Origin of the sequence: Erwinia sp. PPS120 (genome assembly GCF_047918655.1) — a bacterium.
Taxonomy (GTDB): Bacteria; Pseudomonadota; Gammaproteobacteria; order Enterobacterales; family Enterobacteriaceae; genus Erwinia; species Erwinia tasmaniensis_A.
Window position 1 is genome coordinate 74397 of the sequence record NZ_JBLREF010000004.1, and the last position, 20340, is coordinate 94736.

Consider the following 20340-nt stretch of genomic DNA (forward strand, 5'->3'; position numbering starts at 1 on the left):
CCAGTCAGGCTGCATTCGCCAGAATCTGACCCATAAACTCCCGCACCCACTTCATCCGTGCCTTACGCTCGCCGAGATCGCGGATAAACTTCAGCTTCGCCGGGCCATCCAGCTGCCAGTGTTGTGGCTCCTTCTGCAACAGCCCAATAAGCCAGCCCGGATCGGCCCGGTTTTTCTCGGCAAACTCGACAAAACCGCCTTTCTCGCTCGCCTCAATGCGGCGGATGCCCAGCTGCTTAGCCACCATACGTAACGCCGCAATATCCAGCAAATTACGGGCAGCATCCGGTAGCTGACCGAAGCGGTCGATCAGCTCTACCTTTAAATCTTCCAGGTCACCTTCTTCCCCGGCGCTGGCAATACGCTTATAGAATGACAGACGGGTACTGACGTCGGGAATAAAATCATCCGGCAGCAGAGACGGCATACGCAATTCGACCTCCGTCTGGCCGCTGGTTAAATCTTCCAGCGAAGGCTCACGGCCCTCTTTCAACGAATCCACGGCGTTCTCCAGCAGCTCCATATACAGCGAAAAGCCGATGGTTTCCATCTGGCCGCTCTGGTCCTCGCCAAGCAGCTCACCCGCGCCGCGGATCTCTAAATCGTGGGTAGCCAGCGCAAAGCCCGCCCCAAGATCCTCCAGCGAGGCGATGGCTTCCAGCCGCTTCTGAGCATCGCCGCTCATCGCTTTTGGATGCGGCGTAAGCAGCCAGGCATAGGCCTGATGGTGTGAACGACCCACGCGCCCGCGCAGCTGGTGAAGCTGGGCAAGACCGAAGCGGTCGGCGCGCTCGATAATAATGGTATTGGCAGTTGGAATATCAATCCCGGTCTCAATGATGGTCGTACAGACCAGTACGTTAAAACGCTGATGGTGGAAATCATTCATGACGCGTTCCAGGTCCCGCTCGCGCATCTGGCCGTGACCAATGGCAACGCGGGCTTCAGGCACCAGCTCCGACAGACGGTGCGCCGCTTTCTCGATATTCTCAACGTCGTTATACAGGTAGTACACCTGACCGCCGCGCAGCACCTCACGCAGAATCGCCTCGCGCACGGCTAAGTCCTCGTACTGGCGAACGAAGGTTTTGACCGCCAGACGACGCGCCGGAGGGGTGGCAATAATCGAGAGGTCACGCATGCCGCTCATCGCCATATTCAGCGTACGCGGGATAGGCGTGGCCGTCAGCGTCAGAATATCAACATCGGCCCGCATCGCTTTAATGCGTTCCTTATGGCGCACGCCAAAACGGTGCTCCTCATCGACAATCAGCAGTCCTAAATCCCGCCACTTCAGATCGCTGGCCAGTAGCTTGTGGGTGCCGATAAGGATATCGACTTTGCCTTCCCGCGCCTCTTCCAGAATCTGCGTCTGCTCTTTAGCGGTGCGGAATCGGGACAGCATCTCTATGCGCACCGGCCAGTTGGCGAAGCGATCGCGGAAGTTATCATAGTGCTGCTGCGCGAGCAGGGTAGTGGGAACCAGTACCGCAACCTGCTTGTGGTTCTCGACGGAGAGGAAGGCCGCACGCATAGCGACTTCCGTCTTCCCAAAGCCCACGTCGCCGCACACCAGCCGATCCATTGCCAGCGGCTGACACATATCACTCAGCACGGCATTGATCGCCTGGGCCTGATCGGGCGTGGTTTCAAACGGAAAGCTTTCACAGAACAGCTGATACTGTTCACGGTCATGTTTGAAGGCAAAGCCCGCTTTCGCAGCGCGCAACGCGTAAATGTCCAGCAGCTCTGCCGCCACGTCGCGGACTTTCTCAGCGGCCTTTTGTCGGGCGCGTGACCAGGCATCGCTGCCCAGCTTATGCAGGGGCGCATTTTCATCGGCCCCGCCCGCATAGCGACTGATCAGATGCAGCGAGTTAACCGGTACATAAAGTTTGGCGTCACCGGCATAGGTCAGAATCAGATATTCAGCGGTGATCCCGCCCGTTTCCAGCGTCGTCAGTCCCATATAGCGCCCAACGCCGTGTTCCAGATGCACCACTGGCTGCCCGGGGTGGAGCTCGGCCAGGTTGCGGATGAGCACGTCCGGGTTGATGGTGCGGCGGCTGTCCTGACGACGGCGACTGACCCGTGCGCCGAGCAGATCGCTTTCGCAAATCACCGCCCGCTGGCGCAGGTCGTCAATAAAACCGTGTTCGCTGGCCCCGATCATCAGATAGTGCCCGCTCGTCCCGATTTCACTCAGCGCAGCGATCGCGCGCGGAGAGATTTTGATCCGGGCCAGCAGTTCCTGAAGTGCTTCACGACGTCCTTCGCTCTCTACGGAGAAAATAACCGGGCCGCTAAATGACTCCAAAAACTGGCGCAGCGCATCGAGCGGCGCTTTAGCCTGAGCCTGCACCGCAATGTCGGGCAGCGTCTGATAGTTCAGGTTAGTATTGGCGGCTTTTTCCGGCAGCGCTTCGCTTTTGAACTGCACGCGCGGCCATTTTTTAAGCTCGCTGAACAGCTCATCGGTGCGCATCCACAGCGACTCGGGCGGCAGCAGGGGGCGCATCGGGTCTACGCGGCGGTTTTCAAACCGTGCCGTTACCTCATGCCAGAAACGGTCCGCACTGCCTTCCAGGTCACCGGTATTGATCAGCAGCGTCCCGGCGGGGAGATAGCTGAACAATGGCGGTAGCGGCTGCTCGAAAAACAGCGGCTGCCAGTATTCGATCCCGGCGGGAAGCGTACCTTTGCTGACCTGTTGATAGATATGCTCGGCTTCACGCCTGACCTCAAAATGCTCGCGCCACTGGCTGCGGAACCGTTCGATGGCCGCCTTATCCGTCGGAAATTCATGCGCAGGCAGCAGATTAATCGCTGCGACCTCTTCCAGCGTGCGCTGGCTGTCGACGTCGAACAGACGCAGGCTGTCGATCTCATCATCAAAAAAGTCAATGCGGTACGGCTGTTCGCTGCCCATCGGATAGAGGTCAAGCAGTGCGCCACGGATGGCATATTCACCGTGCTCCATCACCTGATCAACATGGCGATAGCCCGCCTGGTCCAGCTGACTGCGCAGCGTATCGCGTGAAAGCTGCTGACCTTTCTGCATCACCAGCGCGTGTCCATGCAGAAAGCTGTGCGGGCACACGCGCTGCATCAGCGTATTGATCGGCAGGATCAGAACGCCATGGGTCATAGCAGGCAGATGATAGAGGGTGGAGAGCCGCGAGGAGATAATATCCTGATGCGGAGAGAAGCTGTCGAAGGGCAGCGTCTCCCAGTCTGCCAGACTGATAACCGGCTGGTCGGTGAACTGTTTGACTTCATCAAGCAGGCGCAGGGCATTCTGCATATCGGGTGCGATCAGCACCACAGGGCCAGCATGACGTTCAATAATTTCTGCGCATTCTACTGCGCAGGCGGCGCCGGTCAGTTGACCCAGCTGACGCTGGTCACCGGCTTTCGTGGGCAGGGTATATCGACTCTGTTCAGGCATAATCTCTCAGGCAGTCTCTTCGCAGTAGGGAGAGCGGGACACAGGCAGTGTTCCCGATTCAGCTCACCGCAGTATACCTCTATTTTGGGGATTGTTGGGTGTAGTGCATTCTGGGTCGGTCAATATTTGCCCATATCAGTTCATTTTCAGCATGATAGCTGTGATTCCCATCGTCCCATTTAACGTAATAGCCTGCCGGAGCGGCATCCTGTTCAAAGACGTTAACCACCAGTCCCTTAATCTCTCCGGTTTTATGTCTGACGATGCTGCCTTTAGAATATTTTGACATCGTTACCCCCTCACCATTGCGCGCTCTGACTTATTAACTTCTTGCCTCAAACCCTCTCTTTCAGAGTGGTTATACGAGTTTACTATGGTTATTGCTGGTTAATCGCACAAATAGCGCATAATTTTTGTTCGCCTGAGGCCCTGCCGGCATGTCTGTTGTTTTTGCTGACAAAACAAAGCGCACACTCAGCGGCTTAGAGGTTCCATAACGCCTGCCTAACCTTTATTATCTTCGATCACTTTTCGCCATCGATTCGCTAAAAGACGGAATACATGTATCAACCTGTCGCGTTATTTATTGGCCTGCGCTACATGCGCGGACGAGCTTCAGACCGCTTTGGGAGGTTTGTCTCATGGCTTTCTGCTATCGGCATCACGCTGGGCGTACTGGCGCTGGTCACCGTGCTGTCGGTGATGAACGGATTTGAGCACGAGCTGGAAAAAAGCACCCTGAACCTGATGCCGCAGGCGCTTATTGCGGCAGACACGGGCTCGATCAACCCCCGGCAAACGCCCGCCAGTGAGCTTAAGCTACAGGGCGTGAGTCGCATTGCGCCGCTGACCACGGGTGACGTGGTCCTGCAAAGCGCCCGCAGCGTCGGTGTAGGGGTGATGCTCGGCATCAATCCCGATGAGCCAGATCCGCTGACGCCCTCGCTGGTTAACGTCAGCCAGAATGTGCTCCAGCCGGGTCAGTACAACGTCATTATGGGTGAGCAGCTGGCGAACCAGCTCGGCGTCAGGCGCGGTGAACAGATCCGCCTGATGGTGCCTTCGGCCAGTCAGTTCACGCCAATGGGCCGGCTGCCCAGCCAGCGACTGTTTACGCTCGCCGGGACTTATGCGGCAAACAGCGAGGTCGATGGCTACCAGATTCTGGTCAACCAGCAGGATGCATCGCGTCTGATGCGCTATCCGGTAGGGAATATCACCGGCTGGCGTCTGTGGCTGGATAAACCACTGCAGGTGGATACGCTCAGTCAGCAAACGCTGCCAAAAGGTCTGGTATGGAAAGACTGGCGCGAGCGCAAAGGCGAGCTGTTCCAGGCCGTGCGGATGGAAAAAAACATGATGGGGCTGCTGCTCAGCCTGATTGTCGCCGTGGCCGCCTTTAACATTATCACCTCGCTGGGCCTGCTAATTATGGAGAAGCAGGGGGAAGTGGCGATCCTACAGACCCAGGGACTGACCCGTAGCCAGATTGTGACGGTGTTTATGGTGCAGGGCGCAACGGCAGGCATCGTAGGCTCGGTACTGGGTGCGCTGCTTGGCGTGCTGCTGGCCAGCCAGCTGAATAATCTGATGCCGCTGATTGGCGCGTTCCTCGACGGTGCAGCACTGCCGGTGGAGATCTCTGTTCCGCAGGTGGTGACCATTGTGATTTCCGCGATGGTGGTTGCCTTGCTTTCAACGCTTTATCCTTCCTGGCGCGCGGCCGCCGTTCAACCCGCAGAGGCTTTACGTTATGAGTAACCCGATGTTGTTGCAGTGCAAAAACCTGTGCAAACGCTACCAGGAAGGAACGGTTCAGACAGATGTACTGCGTAACGTTTCTTTCACTATGGCACCCGGCGAGCTGATGGCGATTGTCGGCAGCTCCGGCTCCGGTAAAAGTACGCTGATGCACCTGCTGGGGGGGCTGGATACGCCCACCTCGGGAGAGGTGATATTCAATGACCGCTCGCTGAACCAGCTGTCATCTGCGGCAAAGGCGGAATTGCGCAATCGCGAACTGGGCTTTATCTACCAGTTCCACCACCTGCTGCCGGACTTCAGCGCGCTGGAAAATGTCGCCATGCCGCTGCTGATTGGCAAAGCCAGCAAGGGTGAGGCCGAGGGTAAAGCGCGCGAGATGCTGGCGGCCGTTGGTCTGGAAAAACGTGCGGCGCATCGCCCCTCTGAGCTCTCCGGCGGCGAACGTCAGCGGGTAGCGATTGCCCGCGCGCTGGTTAATAACCCGCGGCTGGTACTGGCAGACGAACCGACGGGTAACCTGGACGCGCGCAATGCCGATGCCATTTTCGATCTTTTGGGTGAACTGAATGTACGTCAGGGGACCGCATTCCTGGTGGTGACGCACGATCTTAATCTGGCGAAACGCCTGACCCGGCAAATGGAAATGCGCGACGGTGAGCTCAGCGAGCATGTCACGCTGGCAGGAACGCGCTGATGGGATCGCTCTCACTTCTTCTTGGACTGCGCTTTAGCCGTGGTCGCCGCCGTGGCGGAATGGTTTCGCTGATATCGGTTATTTCCACGGTGGGCATTGCGCTGGGCGTCGCGGTACTGATTGTCGGGCTGAGCGCGATGAACGGTTTTGAGCGGGAACTTAACAACCGCATTCTGGCGGTGGTGCCCCACGGTGAGATCGAGCCGGTAAATCAGCCCTTTACCGGCTGGCAGAGCCTGTTGCCGAAAATCGCTGAGGTGAACGGCATTGCCGCCGCAGCGCCCTATATTAATTTTACCGGTCTGATTGAAAGCGGTGCAAAGCTACAGGCGGTGCAGGTTAAAGGCGTCGACCCGCAGCAGGAGAGCAGGTTAAGCGCGCTGCCTTCCTATGTACAAAACAACGCATGGAGCCGCTTCGCGGCGGGTAAGCAGCAAATTATTCTCGGTCAGGGCGTGGCTAAAAGCCTGAAGGTCAAACAGGGTGACTGGCTCTCAATTATGATCCCCAACAGCGATCCGGGTCACAAGCTGTTGCAGCCTAAACGCGTGCGTTTACAGGTCAGCGGTATACTGGCACTTAGCGGTGCGCTCGACCATAGCCTTGCGCTGGTGCCGCTGGCGGATGCGCAACAGTATCTGGGCATGGGTGACAACGTCACGGGTATTGCACTTAAAATGGGTAACCCTTTCAATGCGCAGAAGCTGGTGCGCGACGCGGGAGAAGTCACCCATTCGTATGTCTATATCCGCAGCTGGATTGGGACCTATGGCTACATGTACCGCGATATTCAGATGATCCGCGCTATTATGTATCTGGCGATGGTGCTGGTGATTGGCGTGGCCTGTTTTAATATCGTCTCCACGCTGGTGATGGCGGTGAAGGACAAGAGCGGGGATATCGCCGTGCTGCGCACCCTGGGGGCAAAGGATGGTCTGATTCGGGCAATATTTGTCTGGTACGGTCTGATGGCCGGACTGGTGGGCAGCGTAAGCGGCGTGGTGGTCGGCGTATTGGCCGCATTGAATCTCACGCCGATTATTCGCGGGCTTGAAACCTTAACCGGCTATCACTTTCTGTCGGGCGATATCTATTTTATCGACTTCCTGCCCTCCGAGGTGCACTGGCTGGATGTGTTTATTGTGCTGGTCACCTCGCTGGTACTCAGCCTGATTGCCAGCTGGTATCCGGCCCGACGCGCCAGCCGTATCGACCCCGCCCGCGTGCTAAGCGGCCAATAAACGGGAATCAGGCATCAGGCGTGCGCGGTCGCGCGTACGTCTGCACGTTAAGGATTAAGAAATTATGATGCGAACACCCCGACGCCGGCTAAGGCTGGCACGTTACAAGAAAACCCGACGTCAGGTGCACCAGCGCTTTCGCCAGCGCATCTTTGAACGCGATCGCACGCTGGAAATCGCCCGTCATCCTCTGCCTCGCGTGGTGGTTCTGACCGGCGCCGGGATCTCCGCTGAATCCGGTATCCGCACCTTTCGCGCTGCCGATGGCCTGTGGGAGGACCACAAGGTGGAAGATGTGGCCACGCCGGAGGGCTTCGCCCGCGATGCGCAGCAGGTGCAGAATTTCTACAACGCCCGTCGTCGCCAGCTTCAGCAGCCTGAGATCCAGCCCAATGCCGCCCATCTGGCGCTGGCCGAGCTGGAGGCTGCGCTGGGGGACAACTTCCTGCTGGTCACGCAGAATATTGATAACCTGCATGAGCGGGCGGGCAACCGCAATATCATTCATATGCATGGCGAGCTTCTTAAAGTGCGCTGCGTCAGCAGCGGCCAGCTTCTGCACTGGGCGGAAGACGTCAAACCTGATGATCGCTGCCACTGCTGTCAGTTTCCTGCCGTGCTGCGTCCGCACGTAGTGTGGTTTGGTGAGATGCCGCTGCAGATGGACGAAATTTACGACGCGCTGGGTAAGGCCGACTATTTTATCGCCATAGGCACCTCCGGTCATGTCTACCCGGCCGCGGGATTTGTACACGAGGCGAAGCTACAGGGTGCGCACACCGTAGAGTTGAATCTTGAGCCAAGCCAGGTGGGAAGTGAATTTCAGGACAAAGAGTACGGTATGGCCGGTGAGGTCGTACCGGCTTTTGTTCGTAGCCTGCTGAACAGGATCGGTAAGTAATTCGCTTTATTATACGCAGCGGGCTGGGTTTCCGATGGATGAAGCCAGCCCGCTGTGCTGCCGCCTGAGCACCTACGGGCAGGTTACTGGGTGCGTTAAGGCCCGAGCCGGGATGTCAGAAGGGGGCATTACGGCCTGCCTGCGCTGTGTGTGAGGCCACCGGATAATGCAGGGAACCTTAGCGATCGGGAATACTTATTATCAGCCCGGCTTTATCGGTAGAAGGTTTTGTAACCCAGCGTTTATTCTTATAGTCATACTCTGTCGTGTTATATTCGCGTTTGGCATAGGGCTCAACGGTAATATCTGAAGATGAACGCATGGCTTGGTGAGAGAGTAAGTAACAGTTTTCCGAACTGATTTTGTCTCCCCGCTTTTCAATCTCTTCCGTTATCCTCAGTACCTCAGATCCGGTATTATTTCTTTCGCCCAGGGCGATGCATAAATCACTATCCGAGAGTTCGGAGAGCTTTTCCGTTGATACGCTATAGTGGGAACAGCCCGAAAGACAGAGGATTATAAAAGGGAGAAGGGCGGAGGTTTGTTTATTCTTCATCGTAATGATCCTTATTATGATGTTTGGGAATAAATGTTAATTAACAGTTCACTACAGGGGATTTGATTAATCTGCCGTACAGGGTTAATGACCTCTCAGCTCGATCGCTTAAAGCGGAACAGGGCTTATCCATACGGAGTGTAAGCGTAAATTTTTCGTTGTTATGATGCAAAAAAATGCGGCCCTGTGTTTAGCGTGCATATACTTTTCCCCCGCAAGCGAAAGGCAGTCCAGTGTGCCGCACGCAGGCTTTAGCATGAATTCAGCATTACATTGCCACCTATTTACTAAGGATATATTGCTATAAGTCATACGCTTTCGTTGTTAGACAGGAACGGAAGCGACTCTTATCTTTCGTCATTATTTGTCATTTCAACAGGCAATTATTTGATGAGGGAACAGTTTTGAATGGGTTACTTACCAGTTTAAAAATAAAACCTGCGGGCTTATCTTCAGCCATGCATATCGCGCTGTTCAGCGGCATGATGGCGTTATCTTCCTTTGCAAACGCCGATGAGATCCTCAGGGAGGGAGTAACGCCTGCAACGGATGCCAGCCAGATCCCGGCAGCGGCAGAGCAGCGTAAAGATACCGTTGTCGCCGGTATCTCCGAGCCACAGGGGATCTTTAATCCCTACTTTTTTGTTAACGGCTGGGACGAGAACGTCACCAACGTAATTTTCTCCCGTCTGATTGACTGGGACAGCCAGGGTAAGTTGGTGCCTGGACTGGCAGCAAGCTGGACCGTCAGTCCTGACAATAAAGTCTATACCATTAAACTGCGACCGAACCTGACCTTCAGCGATGGCTCTCCGCTCACCGCTGCCGACGTCGCCTTTACCCTCACCGTACTACAGGATCCTCAGTATGATGGGGAAACCGATATCACCCTCGCGAATATTGCCGGTGGCGCCGAGTATAAAGCCGGAAAGGCCGACAGCGTCAGTGGCCTGAAAGTGATCGACCCGCTAACGTTACAGGTCACCACCACCCAGCCAGGTGCTACCACGCTCGCCAAAATCGGCGGGCCGGTGCTGTCCAAAGCCTGGTACGGCAAAGGTTATCAGCGCGGTAACCTGGATTATCTGCGGACTCTGCACGGCAAACCGCTGGGCAACGGGCCTTACGTCTACGATAAATACCTTCCGGGTCAGGAGATCCGCTTTCACGCCAATAGCCATTTTTATCGCGGCACGCCACCCACGCCGCGCTTTATCTATCGTGTTACGAATCCCTCTACCAACTTTCAGCTGTTTCAGACTGGCGAAACCGACTACGACGCATTCACATCGCGTCCGGATGATATTGAGCAGCTGAAGCTGCTGGGCTTTGCCAATATTAATCTGTACGGCTCAAGTGATTACAGCAAGGTGGAATTCAACGTTCGACGTCCGGCGCTGCAGGATGTGAAAGTGCGTCAGGCGCTGATCTATGGGCTGGACCGTCAGAAGCTGATCGATGTGGTGTATCAGGGCTACGGCCGGGTAGCTAATGAACCCATTGCGCCTATCTCCTGGGCTTATAATACTCAGGGGGTAAATCCCTATAAATACGACCCGGCGCAGGCCAGCAGGCTGCTGGATGAGGCTGGCTGGAAGCCGGGACCGGACGGTATCCGCGTTAAAGCGGGTAAGCGGCTGGAACTGACGCTGCTGGTGAGCAAGAAAGTGCTTAATGATGCGCTGATCCCCATTGCTAAAGAGAACTGGCGACAGATTGGCGTGTTGCTGAAGCCGCAGGTGGTGGATTTCAATGCGCTGATGGCGCAGCGCAAAGCGGGTAACTATGACCTGGCCTCTTTCAGTACCAGTACGCTGAATGATCCCCATGACGGCGTCTGGGACTTCTACAGTACCGAGGCGAAAGAGTCCGGGTATAACAATCCGCAGGTCGACAAGCTTATTGGCGAGGGGAATGCGGTGCTGGACATTGAAAAACGTAAACCCATCTATCATCAGCTATACCAGGTGCTGGCAGACGATCCGCCGGCGATCCTGCTGGGCTACCGGCAGATCCTCTCGGCAAGCAGCGCCAGGGTCAGCGGTTTTAAACCCGATATCTATAACGGACTCACCGGCAGCCTGCCGGATGTGAAAATCACCCGATAACCCTTCCCTGTTATGGCCGCCGGGCGTTCCGGCGGCTGTTGGAAAACGTGATGAGAAATTTTATTCTGCGGCGACTGCTGCAAACGCTGCCGATGCTACTGCTCGCCTCATTTATCATCTTTATGCTGTTTGCGAAAACCCCCGGCGACTTTATTGATGGCAATATCACGCTTACCGCCGCCCGCGCCGCAGAGCTGAAAGCCATTTATGGTCTCGACCAGCCGCTGTTCACCCGCTATCTGCACTGGCTTGCTCAGCTGGTACGCGGGGATTTGGGCTTCTCGCTGCAATATCAGGTCCCGGTTACTCAGCTGCTCAATCAGTACATCTGGAACTCTTTCCTGCTGGCGATCATTGCGCTGATACTTTACTGGGGCATCGGGCTTACGGTCGGCGTTGCCTCGGCGATGAAACCCAATTCGCTGTTCGACCACCTGGTCAGCATTCTGGTGTTCGCCGCCATGTCGTTCCCCACCTTTTTCCTCTGCCTGCTGCTTATTAAATGGTTTGCCGTCGATCTGCACTGGCTGCCGGTGGGGGGCATGACGAATACCGGCAGCGACGCGACCGGCTGGGCATGGGTCATGCAGGTGGCGGCACACCTGGCGCTGCCGGTGGTGGCGCTGGTGATGCTTCAGGCGGGCAGCCTGACGCGCTATTTTCGCGCCAGCATGCTGGACGTGGTGAAGATGGATTTTATCCGCACCGCCCGTGCCAAAGGACTTCGCGAACGCACGGTGATCTTCCGTCACGCGCTGCGCAATGCGCTACTGCCGGTGATTACGCTGCTCGGGTTTGAACTGCCCGGACTCTTCTCCGGCGCCATTATTACGGAAAAGGTCTTTAACTGGCCCGGTGCCGGGCATATCCATATCGACTCGCTGGCCGCCCGGGATTACCCGGTGCTGATGGGCTTCACCCTGTTTCTGGCGGTATTAACCCTTCTCGGCAACCTGATTGCCGACGTGCTTTACGCGTGGGCTGACCCGCGCATTCGGGTGAGGTCGTAATGTTCACTTCGTTATTTTCAACCGGTCGTCGCCTGCGTAAAGCGGAAATACCTATGCTGGCACAGGTGACGCCCTCCCCATGGCATCAGGCCTGGCGCGCGCTGCGCCGGAACCCGCTGGCGATGCTGTGCCTGTTGTTACTGGCAGTGACGGCCGTCTGGTGCGTACTCGGCCCGCTCTGGTCACCGTGGCAGGATGATGCCACCGATGCGCTGATGATCAATAAGCCGCCCGGCGCCGCTCACTGGCTTGGGACGGATTTTCTGGGTCGTGACGTGTATACCCGTCTGCTGATGGCCGGCCGCATCTCGCTGATTATCGGCCTGCTAACCATGCTGCTCTCCGTGACGCTTGGTTATCTGATCGGCGCGGTATCAGGCTATGCGGGCGGTCTGACCGATAAGATCATTATGGGGCTGGCAGACCTGGTGATGACCATTCCCGGGCTGGCGCTGCTGATTGTGGCCGGTGCAATGCTTTCGGAACTCGATTTCTCACCGGATTCCCGTATCTATATGGTCGTCGTGATGTTAAGCCTGCTGGAGTGGCCAAAGCTGGCGCGGCTGGTGCGCGGACAGATCCTCTCACTGCGCGAGCGCGATTTTATGCTGGCGACCCACATCCTTGGCCTCTCATCGGGCCGCCGTCTGTTTGGGCATCTGCTGCCCAACACTGTTCCGATTCTGGTGGTCATGGCGACCATGGCAGTCGCCAATGCCATTCTGAGCGAATCTGCGCTGAGCTATCTGGGGCTTGGCGTCGTGCCGCCGATGCCCTCCTGGGGGAATATGATGGATGCGGCCAACAGCCTGATTGATTTTCAGCGCCGCCCGTGGCTGTGGATGCCGCCGGGTATCGCCATTTTTATCACCGTCATCGCCATTAATGTCCTGGGCGATGGCCTGCGCGACGCGCTGGATCCGAAGATGAAAAGGTGTCTGAAGTGAACGCGCCGCTGATCGCGTTTGACCGGTTATCCGTCTCCTTTGCCGCCGGGGAGGGCCGCGTTCGGGCGGTGCAGGAGGTCTCCTTTTCGCTCAATGCCGGGCAGACTCTTGGCATTGTGGGTGAGTCGGGCTGCGGTAAGAGCGTCACCGCGATGTCACTTATGGGTCTGCTGCCGCCTCATGCGGCGCGCATTGACGGCGGCGAGATTCGCTTCCAGGGCAGCGATCTGCTGCGGCTCAAATCGACAAAGATGGGCGATCTGCGTGGCAACGAGCTGGCGATGATTTTTCAGGAGCCGATGAGCGCCCTGAATCCGGTGCTGACGATTGGCGAGCAGCTGTGCGAGCCATTAATCCGCCACCGTGCAGCGTCACCCAAAGCCGCCTGGCAGCAGGCGACGCGGCTGATCGCTGAGGTGGGGCTGGCGGGGGCGGAGAAGCTGATGCGCGGCTATCCACACCAGCTATCCGGCGGTATGCTCCAGCGCATAATGATCGCCATGGCGCTGAGCTGTAAGCCGAAGCTGCTGATTGCCGATGAGCCGACCACCGCGCTGGATGTAACCGTGCAGGCGCAGATCCTGCAGCTGCTGCGAGACCAGGCGCGGGCACACCGGATGGCGCTGATGCTGATCACCCATGACTTAGGTGTGATCGCGCAGATGGCGGAGCAGGTCGTGGTGATGTATGCCGGACGTATCGTCGAGCAGGGGCCCACCGCTGAGGTACTGCGTAACCCGCTGCATCCCTATACCCGGGGGCTTATCGCCTCGCGTCCGGTGCCGGGAGAACGGCGGCGGCGGCTCTACTCTATCCCCGGGCAGGTACCGGACCTGTCCGCACTGCCGCCTTACTGCGCCTTCGTGGAACGCTGCGACCGGGCAACCGTGCGCTGTCGTCGCGGCATTCCGTCGTTGGTCGGCCAGGTACGGCAGTCAGTCGTGCAGGCGCAACCGCCGGTCGGCCATGTGCGGCAGTCGGCCTGTTTCCACAGCGCGATAGCGGAGCCAGCAGAATGAACGCAAAATATGTTATTGAAGTGGAAGAGCTGAAAAAGCACTTCCCGCTGCGCGACGGACTGTTTGGTCGGGAAACCGGACAGCTACGCGCGGTAGATGGTGTCAGTTTCCGTATCCGCCAGGGGACGATTTTTGGGCTGGTGGGGGAGTCAGGAAGCGGTAAAACTACGGTTGGCCGCACGCTGCTGGGGCTGTATGACAAAACGGCGGGCAGCGTGAAATATCGCGGGCAGGAGACAGATACGCTGTCGCAGGCGGAGCTGCGCGCGCTGCGGCCAAAGATACAGCTGGTGTTTCAGGATCCCTACAGTTCGCTGAACCCGCGCCTTCGCGTCGGCGACGCCATTGGTGAAGCGATGCTGGAGCACAAGCTCTGCACCCGTGCGGCACTGTATGACCGGGTGATTGCTGTCATGAAAGTTTGCGGCCTCGCCCCCGAACATTACGACCGTTTTCCGCATGAGTTTTCCGGTGGTCAGCGTCAACGCATCGGCATTGCCCGCGCACTGATCCTCAATCCAGATTTTATTGTTGCCGATGAACCCATTTCGGCGCTGGACGTTTCGATTCAGGCGCAGATTATCAATCTGTTTTCCGATCTGCGCGATGAGCGCGGCGTAACCTTTCTGTTTATCTCCCACGATCTTGGTGTGGTCGAGCATCTGTGCGATGACGTTGCGGTAATGTATCTCGGTCAGCTGGTGGAGACCGCCAGCCGTGACGCACTGTTCAGTCAGCCGCTGCACCCCTATACGCAGGCGCTGCTGGCGGCGGTACCCACGCTGGATCCGGGGAGTGAACCAACAGCGATAGTCCAGGGTGAGATCCCCGATCCTTCACGTCCTCCCTCCGGGTGTCGCTTCTCTGCCCGCTGCCCACTGGCAACCGCTCTCTGCCGTCGGGAACCTCCCGTGCTGCGGCAGGTTGCGCGGGAGCATTTTGTCGCGTGTCATTGGGTGGAGTAGCTCCTCACCGTATTTATAGGGTATAACGCAATGATGGCGGTAAACTCCCTGTAATAATCGTACCTGTACGGTGAACTGATGCGGAGTAAACAGAATGGCTTTCTATCGGCAAAGTGAATTTGAGGTGCGTCTGGAGTGGGGGTTACCGGCCGTGGAGTATCTGGCCCGCGAAGTGGACTGTGCTGTTATTGTGGATGTAATGTCATTTTCCACCTGCGTCAGCCTGGCAACGGATAACGGAGCGCGAATTTACCCCTATCCCTGGAAAGATGATTCGGCGGTGAAGTATGGGCTCCAGGTCTGTGCACATACGGCCAGCCCCGACCGGCGACCAGATGACGAGGGCTACAGCCTGTCACCGGCGTCGATTCGCACTATAGGCCGCGGGGGAAGGCTGGTGCTGCCTTCACCTAATGGTTCGGCCCTTTCATTCCGCGCGCGGGCGTGCGGTAATGCCGTTTTCAGCGGCTGCTTTCGTAATATGTCTGCTACGGCTGAGGCGTGCAGGGCGTTTTCGCGTATTCTTTTGATCCCCTGCGGAGAGCGCTGGCCTGACGGCACCTTTCGCCCGGCCGTAGAGGATTACGTCGCGGCAGGGGGAATTATCGCCGCCCTTGGGCGACAATCAGCCTCGCCGGAGGCCCAGGCAGCCGTTGCCGCCTGGGAGTACCACCAGCATCACCAGCTGGATCTGTTAAGGGCATGTTCATCGGCGCTTGAACTGCGGGAAAGGGGATTTGAACGGGACGTGACCCTTTGTCTTGAGCATGACAGCGGGTTAACTGCCTGTCGTTTGCAGGGAGATTTTTATGACGCAGCCGAAAGCGCTGGCGCTGCTGGAAAGCCTGGGCAGTGAATGGCTGGACTAACTCTGCCGTTTCCTGAGGCCGGGGAGGGAGAAGATCAGATGGCACAGTACGCCGCCGACCAGCCCCCAGAAAGCCGCGCCTGTTCCCAGCATCGTCAGACCGGAGGCAGCGATCAGAAAGGTAATCACCGCCGCTTCACGCTGTTTCTCATTCGCCATGGCACGCTGCAGGCTGCCTGCCAGGGTGCCCAGCAGCGCCAGCCCGGCAATGGTATGAATCAACGCGGGCGGCAGCGCGCTGAACAGCTGTCCGATGGTCGCGCCAAATAGCCCGGCCAGCAGATAGAAGAAGCCCGCGCAGGCGGCAGCCCAGTAGCGGCGCTGCGGATCGGGGTGCACATCCGGGCCCATACAGATTGCCGCGGTAATGGCGGCGATGCAGACGGTAAAGCCGCCAAACGGGGCCAGAAGCAGCGCGGTCAGTCCGGTCCAGCTCATCAGCGATGAGACGGGAGCCGGGTAGCCCGCAGTCTGTAGGGTTGCGATACCGGGCGCATTTTGCGAGGCCATGGTGACCAGGAAAAAAGGGATCCCGATGCCGAGCAGCGTCGATAGCGTAAAGTGCGGCGCGATAAACTGCGGCAGGGTTAAGCGAACCGGCTGCGATGGGAAATGGATCTCGCCGCTCACCGCCGCGATCGCCAATCCCGCCAGCAGGGTTATCACTATCGCATAGCGGGGCAGGTAGCGGCGTGACAGCAGCCAGACAAAGCACATGCTGGCGGTCAGCGTAAAGTTCAGCTTCAGCGCCCCCACGGCGTCCAGCCCAAATCGCAGCAGAATCCCCGCCAGCATGGCCGCTGAAATAGCCTGGGGTATATGATTGATCAGCCGGGCAAACAGACCGGTGACGCCGCAGAGGAAAATCAATCCGGCAGCAAACACAAATACCCCAACGGCCTGGTCGAGTGGCGTTCCCGGCAAACTGGTGACCAGCAGGGCGGCCCCCGGCGTCGACCAGGCGGTAAGGATCGGGGCGCGATACCAGAGTGAAAGCCCCAGCGACGTTACCCCCATTGCCAGCCCCAGCATGGTCAGCCAGCCGCCGATCTGAAGTACGCTGGCGCCCGCCGCGCCTGCGGCCTGGAAAATAATCGCGGCGGAACTGGTATACCCCACCAGCACGGCGACAAATCCGGCACTTATCGCCGGTATTGTCAGGTGGCGAAGCGACAGCGCTGGGCGCATGGTGACCTCTGATCAGAACAGGGATGGAACACACGCTATCACTGTGCGTTATAACGCACAAGATCAACGCGAGAGATTAAAGAAAGAGATTAAAAAAAGAGATTAAAAAAAGAGGTCATCGCTCATTCGGGTTATGGCGGCGCTGCGCCTCCCCCGAATAAATTTTAGAGCTGCGTTAAAATCATTTCCTTCAGACAGGCATCAACTTTAGTCTCAGGTGAAACAGAGAGGTCGTAACCGCTTAACCGTGCGAGCGATGCCGCTAAACCGGGACGGCGACGTGCGTTATCGCCAGCAAGCCGTTATGCTTTTTGCCTGATGTGGAGGAGATATGGACAAGGGCTACCCTGAACCCGGGCAGAGGTTAAAATCTCTGCGCGCCGAACGTGCATGGAGTCTTAGCGAAGCCGCGCTGCGCACCGGCGTCAGTAAGGCCATGCTGGGCCAGATTGAGCGGGGCGAATCCAGCCCCACGGTGGCGACCCTGTGGAAAATTGCTACCGGCTTCAACGCGCCCTTTTCGCTGTTTATTTCAGGTGGCATGCCCTGTGCAACACCTGCGACGGTGGTACGCAGTGAGAAATTACCTCTGTGGCAGCAGCGCAGCGCCACCATGCAGGCCGCCTCACTGTTTACTTACGACAAAACCCTGGGATTAGACATGCTGACCGTTGAGCTGGCACCGGGTGGGATCAGTGAATCGGCGGCTCACGAAAGGGGAGTTATTGAGCATGTGGTAGTGACAGAAGGGACGCTGATGCTTCACGTTGATAACAAAGGGTATCCGCTATTGGCCGGAGAAGCGCTGCGCTTTGAAGCCGACCGACCCCACAGTTATCATAATCAGACGCAGGCCAGGGTGCGCTTTTACAGCCTGATACACTATCCGCTGCGTTAGATAGCCCGGAATAAGATGAGGTCTATCCTTAACCGGCAGCGGTGTTGCTGAGGCGTGAAAGAAGAAGGAACAAATTTCCACCTGACTGACCTGACGCAATACTTTACAAAATAAGTTTCCGATAATACGTACTGGCATTCAGAGGGACGGCAGATGAACAGATTACTCGATCGCTTTTTAAATTATGTATCCTACGACACACAGTCAAAGAGCCATGTGCGGCAGGTTCCCAGCACGGAAGGACAGTGGACGCTGGCGCGGGTATTGAAGGAGGAGCTGGAGGCACTGGGCCTGAGCAATGTCTCCCTGAGCGAGCAGGGTATTATCATGGCCACTTTGCCTTCAACCGTTTCCTGGCCCGTTCCAGCCATTGGCTTTATCGCGCATATGGATACTTCTCCGGACTTCACGGCAAAGAACGTCAATCCACAGATCGTTGAGAACTATCGCGGGGGCGACATTGCGCTGGGCAATGGCGAAGAGTCGCTTTCGCCGGTGATGTTCCCCGTGCTGCACAGCCTGACCGGACATACGTTAATCACCACCGACGGTAAAACGCTGCTCGGTGCTGATGATAAGGCCGGCGTGGCGGAAATTATGACCGCGCTGGCACGCTTACAGGGTGAGAATATTCCTCATGGCGATATTTGCGTGGCCTTTACCCCGGATGAAGAGATCGGTAAAGGCACACGCTGTTTCGACGTGAATGCCTTTGGTGCGCGATGGGCCTATACGGTTGACGGCAGCGGTATTGGCGAATTTGAATATGAGAATTTTAATGCCGCTTCTGCCACGGTCAAAATCACCGGTAACAACGTCCATCCCGGCACGGCTAAGGGTGTGATGGTGAATGCCCTGGATTTAGCGATGCGTTTTCATGCCGCCATGCCGGAGAAAGAGGTTCCCGAGCATACCTCCGGCTATGAAGGGTTTTACCATCTCCACGGCATAAAAGGTGGCGTGGATAAAGCCGAAATGAACTACATCATCAGGGATTTCAGTCGCGATAATTTTAAGGCGCGAAAAGCGGTGATGGAGGACATTGCGGACAGATTAACGCAAACGCTGCATCAGCCCTGTCATATTGAAGTGTCATTTGACGACAGTTATTACAATATGCGGGAAAAAGTGGAGGCGCATCATCATATTATTGATATCGCGCTGCAGGCGATACGTGACTGTGATATCGAGCCCGATGTTAAACCTGTTCGCGGAGGAACCGACGGGGCCGCCCTGTCTTTTATGGGCTTACCCTGCCCGAATTTGTTCACTGGCGGCTATAACTATCACGGCAAACATGAGTTTGCCTCGCTGAATAATATGGAGAAAGCGGTAACGGTCATCACGCGCATTGCCGCGCTGACCGCTGAAAAATATGCCGGGCAGTAGCGCCCGACCTGTTTTACGCTTCCGGTTTGCCGACGGTGCTGTGTTGCGCCGTCGGTAAACCGGCCCGATACGCTGAGAGCGCCGTTATGGCCGGGATAATAATCCTGGGCGGCGGGTACCCAGACCGCCGTTATCGCCGGAAAGCGTGATATCAACGCGGCGGGTACCCCAAAATGCCATTACTCTTCTTCACCAAAGTACCAGTAGCCGCAGTTGACCAGTGCGGCAAGCTGGGCCAGGAACGAAGGATCGTCGAGTGCGGCACCGAGCGCGTCGGCGCTAAGGGTATGCTGACTGGCCAGAACCTTCAGCGCCTCACGGTGCGGCGATTCAACCTTTTCACCGTTTACAAAGACCGCATGCCCAATCTGCACTACGCGCAGACCCCCGAGACGTGAAAGGGGATCGCCCTGCTGCAGCGCATCATAAATTTCATCAGGCTGATAGGGCGGTTCCGGCGGGGCGACATCCAGCTCGTGGCGCGACTGAGAGATAAACTCGCCAAACCACTGATTGAACTGTTCCGGCTGATTCACCACGTCCAGCATCATTTTACGGATGCCGTCGATCTCTTCCGGCAGGATCTCTGCCTGATTATCACGCGCCGGGACGTCAGGATCGGTAAAGCGATAGCTGCCAAGCTCGTTAGATAATACATAGTCCGCGAAACCGCTGATCAGCTCGCGACCACTGGGGGCGCGAAAGCCAACGGAGTAGTTGATAGCATTTTCCAGTGAGTAGCCTTCATGCGGGAAACCCGGCGGGATGTAAAGGATATCACCTGGCTCCATCTCCTCATCAATAATGGCGTCAAAAGGCTCGACCTGGAGCAGATCGGGATGCGGGCAGTGCTGCTTCATCGCCACCTTCTCGCCCACGCGCCAGCGACGGCGGCCGGTACCCTGAATAATAAATACATCGTACTGGTCAAGATGGGGGCCCACACCGCCGCCGGGAACGGAGAACGAGATCATCAGATCGTCGATGCGCCAGTCGGGCAGAAAGCGAAACGGGCGCATCAGGGCAGCAGATGGCTCATGCCAGTGGTCGACGGCCTGTACCAGGAGCGACCAGTTGTTTTCACCCAGATGATCGTAACTTTCGAAGGGGCCGTGACCCACCTGCCATTTCCCGTCCTGATGACTGACCAGACGGCTGTCAACGTCACCCTCCATCGCGAGGCCTGCCAGTTCGTCCGGTTCGATCGGGTCGACAAAATTTTTGAAGCCGCGCTTAAGCACAACCGGCCGTTTCTGCCAGTAGCGCGCAATAAAATCGGGCCAGTTAAGGTCGAGCTGATACGTCATAATGACATTTCCTGAAAGGCTGAATTTGTTCGATTAT

17 protein-coding genes are annotated in these 20340 nt (G+C 57.1%); 12 read left to right on the forward strand and 5 right to left on the reverse strand.

All coding sequences use genetic code 11. The features are described from left to right. Positions 1-4: 4 nt before the first annotated feature. Complete coding sequence (gene mfd / locus ACLRGG_RS02220) at positions 5-3448, reverse strand: transcription-repair coupling factor (RefSeq protein WP_416248217.1); 3444 nt, start codon at positions 3446-3448, stop codon at positions 5-7. Positions 3449-3527: 79 nt separating this feature from the next. Further along, complete coding sequence (locus ACLRGG_RS02225) at positions 3528-3737, reverse strand: hypothetical protein (protein ID WP_416248218.1); 210 nt, start codon at positions 3735-3737, stop codon at positions 3528-3530. A 272-nt stretch (positions 3738-4009) separates the two neighbouring features. Here ACLRGG_RS02225 and lolC point away from each other — a divergent pair, with 272 nt between their 5' ends. From lolC to cobB, 4 genes are all read left to right on the forward strand, one after another. Then, entirely contained in the window at positions 4010-5209 is a 1200-nt protein-coding gene (lolC, locus tag ACLRGG_RS02230; RefSeq protein WP_416248219.1) for a lipoprotein-releasing ABC transporter permease subunit LolC, read from the forward strand. Then, the gene (gene lolD, locus ACLRGG_RS02235; protein ID WP_416248220.1) at positions 5202-5906 is read left to right on the forward strand and encodes a lipoprotein-releasing ABC transporter ATP-binding protein LolD; all 705 of its coding nucleotides are present in this window, start codon (positions 5202-5204) and stop codon (positions 5904-5906) included. The genes lolC and lolD overlap by 8 nt, the downstream gene beginning before the upstream one ends. Continuing rightward, entirely contained in the window at positions 5906-7147 is a 1242-nt protein-coding gene (gene lolE, locus ACLRGG_RS02240; RefSeq protein ID WP_416248221.1) for a lipoprotein-releasing ABC transporter permease subunit LolE, read from the forward strand. Before lolD ends, lolE begins: the two co-directional genes overlap by 1 nt. Positions 7148-7214: 67 nt before the next feature. Then, on the forward strand, positions 7215-8048 hold the full coding sequence (cobB, locus tag ACLRGG_RS02245) for a Sir2 family NAD+-dependent deacetylase (RefSeq protein WP_416248266.1): 834 nt from the start codon (positions 7215-7217) through the stop codon (positions 8046-8048). A gap of 178 nt (positions 8049-8226) precedes the next feature. On the opposite strand, the gene ACLRGG_RS02250 is transcribed toward cobB, so the two are convergent. After that, positions 8227-8604, reverse strand: coding sequence for a hypothetical protein (locus ACLRGG_RS02250; protein ID WP_416248222.1), 378 nt, complete (start codon positions 8602-8604; stop codon positions 8227-8229). A 458-nt stretch (positions 8605-9062) separates the two neighbouring features. Between ACLRGG_RS02250 and ACLRGG_RS02255 the strand changes: the two genes are divergently transcribed. The 6 genes from ACLRGG_RS02255 to ACLRGG_RS02280 all read left to right on the forward strand — a co-directional run bounded on the left by ACLRGG_RS02255 (position 9063) and on the right by ACLRGG_RS02280 (position 15509). After that, entirely contained in the window at positions 9063-10712 is a 1650-nt protein-coding gene (locus tag ACLRGG_RS02255) for an ABC transporter substrate-binding protein (RefSeq protein ID WP_416248267.1), read from the forward strand. A 50-nt stretch (positions 10713-10762) separates the two neighbouring features. Then, positions 10763-11722 (forward strand): ABC transporter permease, encoded by a 960-nt coding sequence (locus ACLRGG_RS02260; protein WP_416248223.1) that lies wholly within the window; start codon positions 10763-10765, stop codon positions 11720-11722. Next, positions 11722-12669 carry an ABC transporter permease gene (locus ACLRGG_RS02265; RefSeq protein WP_416248224.1) on the forward strand — a complete coding sequence of 316 codons (948 nt, stop codon included), beginning with the start codon at positions 11722-11724 and terminating at the stop codon, positions 12667-12669. The genes ACLRGG_RS02260 and ACLRGG_RS02265 overlap by 1 nt, the downstream gene beginning before the upstream one ends. Beyond that, complete coding sequence (locus ACLRGG_RS02270; RefSeq protein WP_416248268.1) at positions 12666-13688, forward strand: ABC transporter ATP-binding protein; 1023 nt, start codon at positions 12666-12668, stop codon at positions 13686-13688. Before ACLRGG_RS02265 ends, ACLRGG_RS02270 begins: the two co-directional genes overlap by 4 nt. After that, the gene (locus ACLRGG_RS02275) at positions 13685-14653 is read left to right on the forward strand and encodes an ABC transporter ATP-binding protein (protein ID WP_416248225.1); all 969 of its coding nucleotides are present in this window, start codon (positions 13685-13687) and stop codon (positions 14651-14653) included. Before ACLRGG_RS02270 ends, ACLRGG_RS02275 begins: the two co-directional genes overlap by 4 nt. 94 nt (positions 14654-14747) lie before the next feature. Continuing rightward, positions 14748-15509 carry a 2-phosphosulfolactate phosphatase gene (locus ACLRGG_RS02280; protein ID WP_416248226.1) on the forward strand — a complete coding sequence of 254 codons (762 nt, stop codon included), beginning with the start codon at positions 14748-14750 and terminating at the stop codon, positions 15507-15509. 9 nt (positions 15510-15518) lie between these two features. Here the strand turns inward: ACLRGG_RS02280 and ACLRGG_RS02285 are convergent, their stop codons facing one another. Then, positions 15519-16709 carry a benzoate/H(+) symporter BenE family transporter gene (locus ACLRGG_RS02285; RefSeq protein WP_416248227.1) on the reverse strand — a complete coding sequence of 397 codons (1191 nt, stop codon included), beginning with the start codon at positions 16707-16709 and terminating at the stop codon, positions 15519-15521. 331 nt (positions 16710-17040) lie between these two features. Here ACLRGG_RS02285 and ACLRGG_RS02290 point away from each other — a divergent pair, with 331 nt between their 5' ends. After that, positions 17041-17607 carry a helix-turn-helix domain-containing protein gene (locus ACLRGG_RS02290; RefSeq protein ID WP_416248228.1) on the forward strand — a complete coding sequence of 189 codons (567 nt, stop codon included), beginning with the start codon at positions 17041-17043 and terminating at the stop codon, positions 17605-17607. A gap of 153 nt (positions 17608-17760) precedes the next feature. After that, positions 17761-18996 (forward strand): peptidase T, encoded by a 1236-nt coding sequence (gene pepT / locus ACLRGG_RS02295; RefSeq protein WP_416248229.1) that lies wholly within the window; start codon positions 17761-17763, stop codon positions 18994-18996. A gap of 179 nt (positions 18997-19175) precedes the next feature. On the opposite strand, the gene ACLRGG_RS02300 is transcribed toward pepT, so the two are convergent. Next, a complete protein-coding gene (locus ACLRGG_RS02300) occupies positions 19176-20303 on the reverse strand; it encodes a ribosomal protein uL16 3-hydroxylase (RefSeq protein WP_416248230.1) in 1128 nt (375 codons plus the stop codon). Positions 20304-20340: the final 37 nt, after the last annotated feature.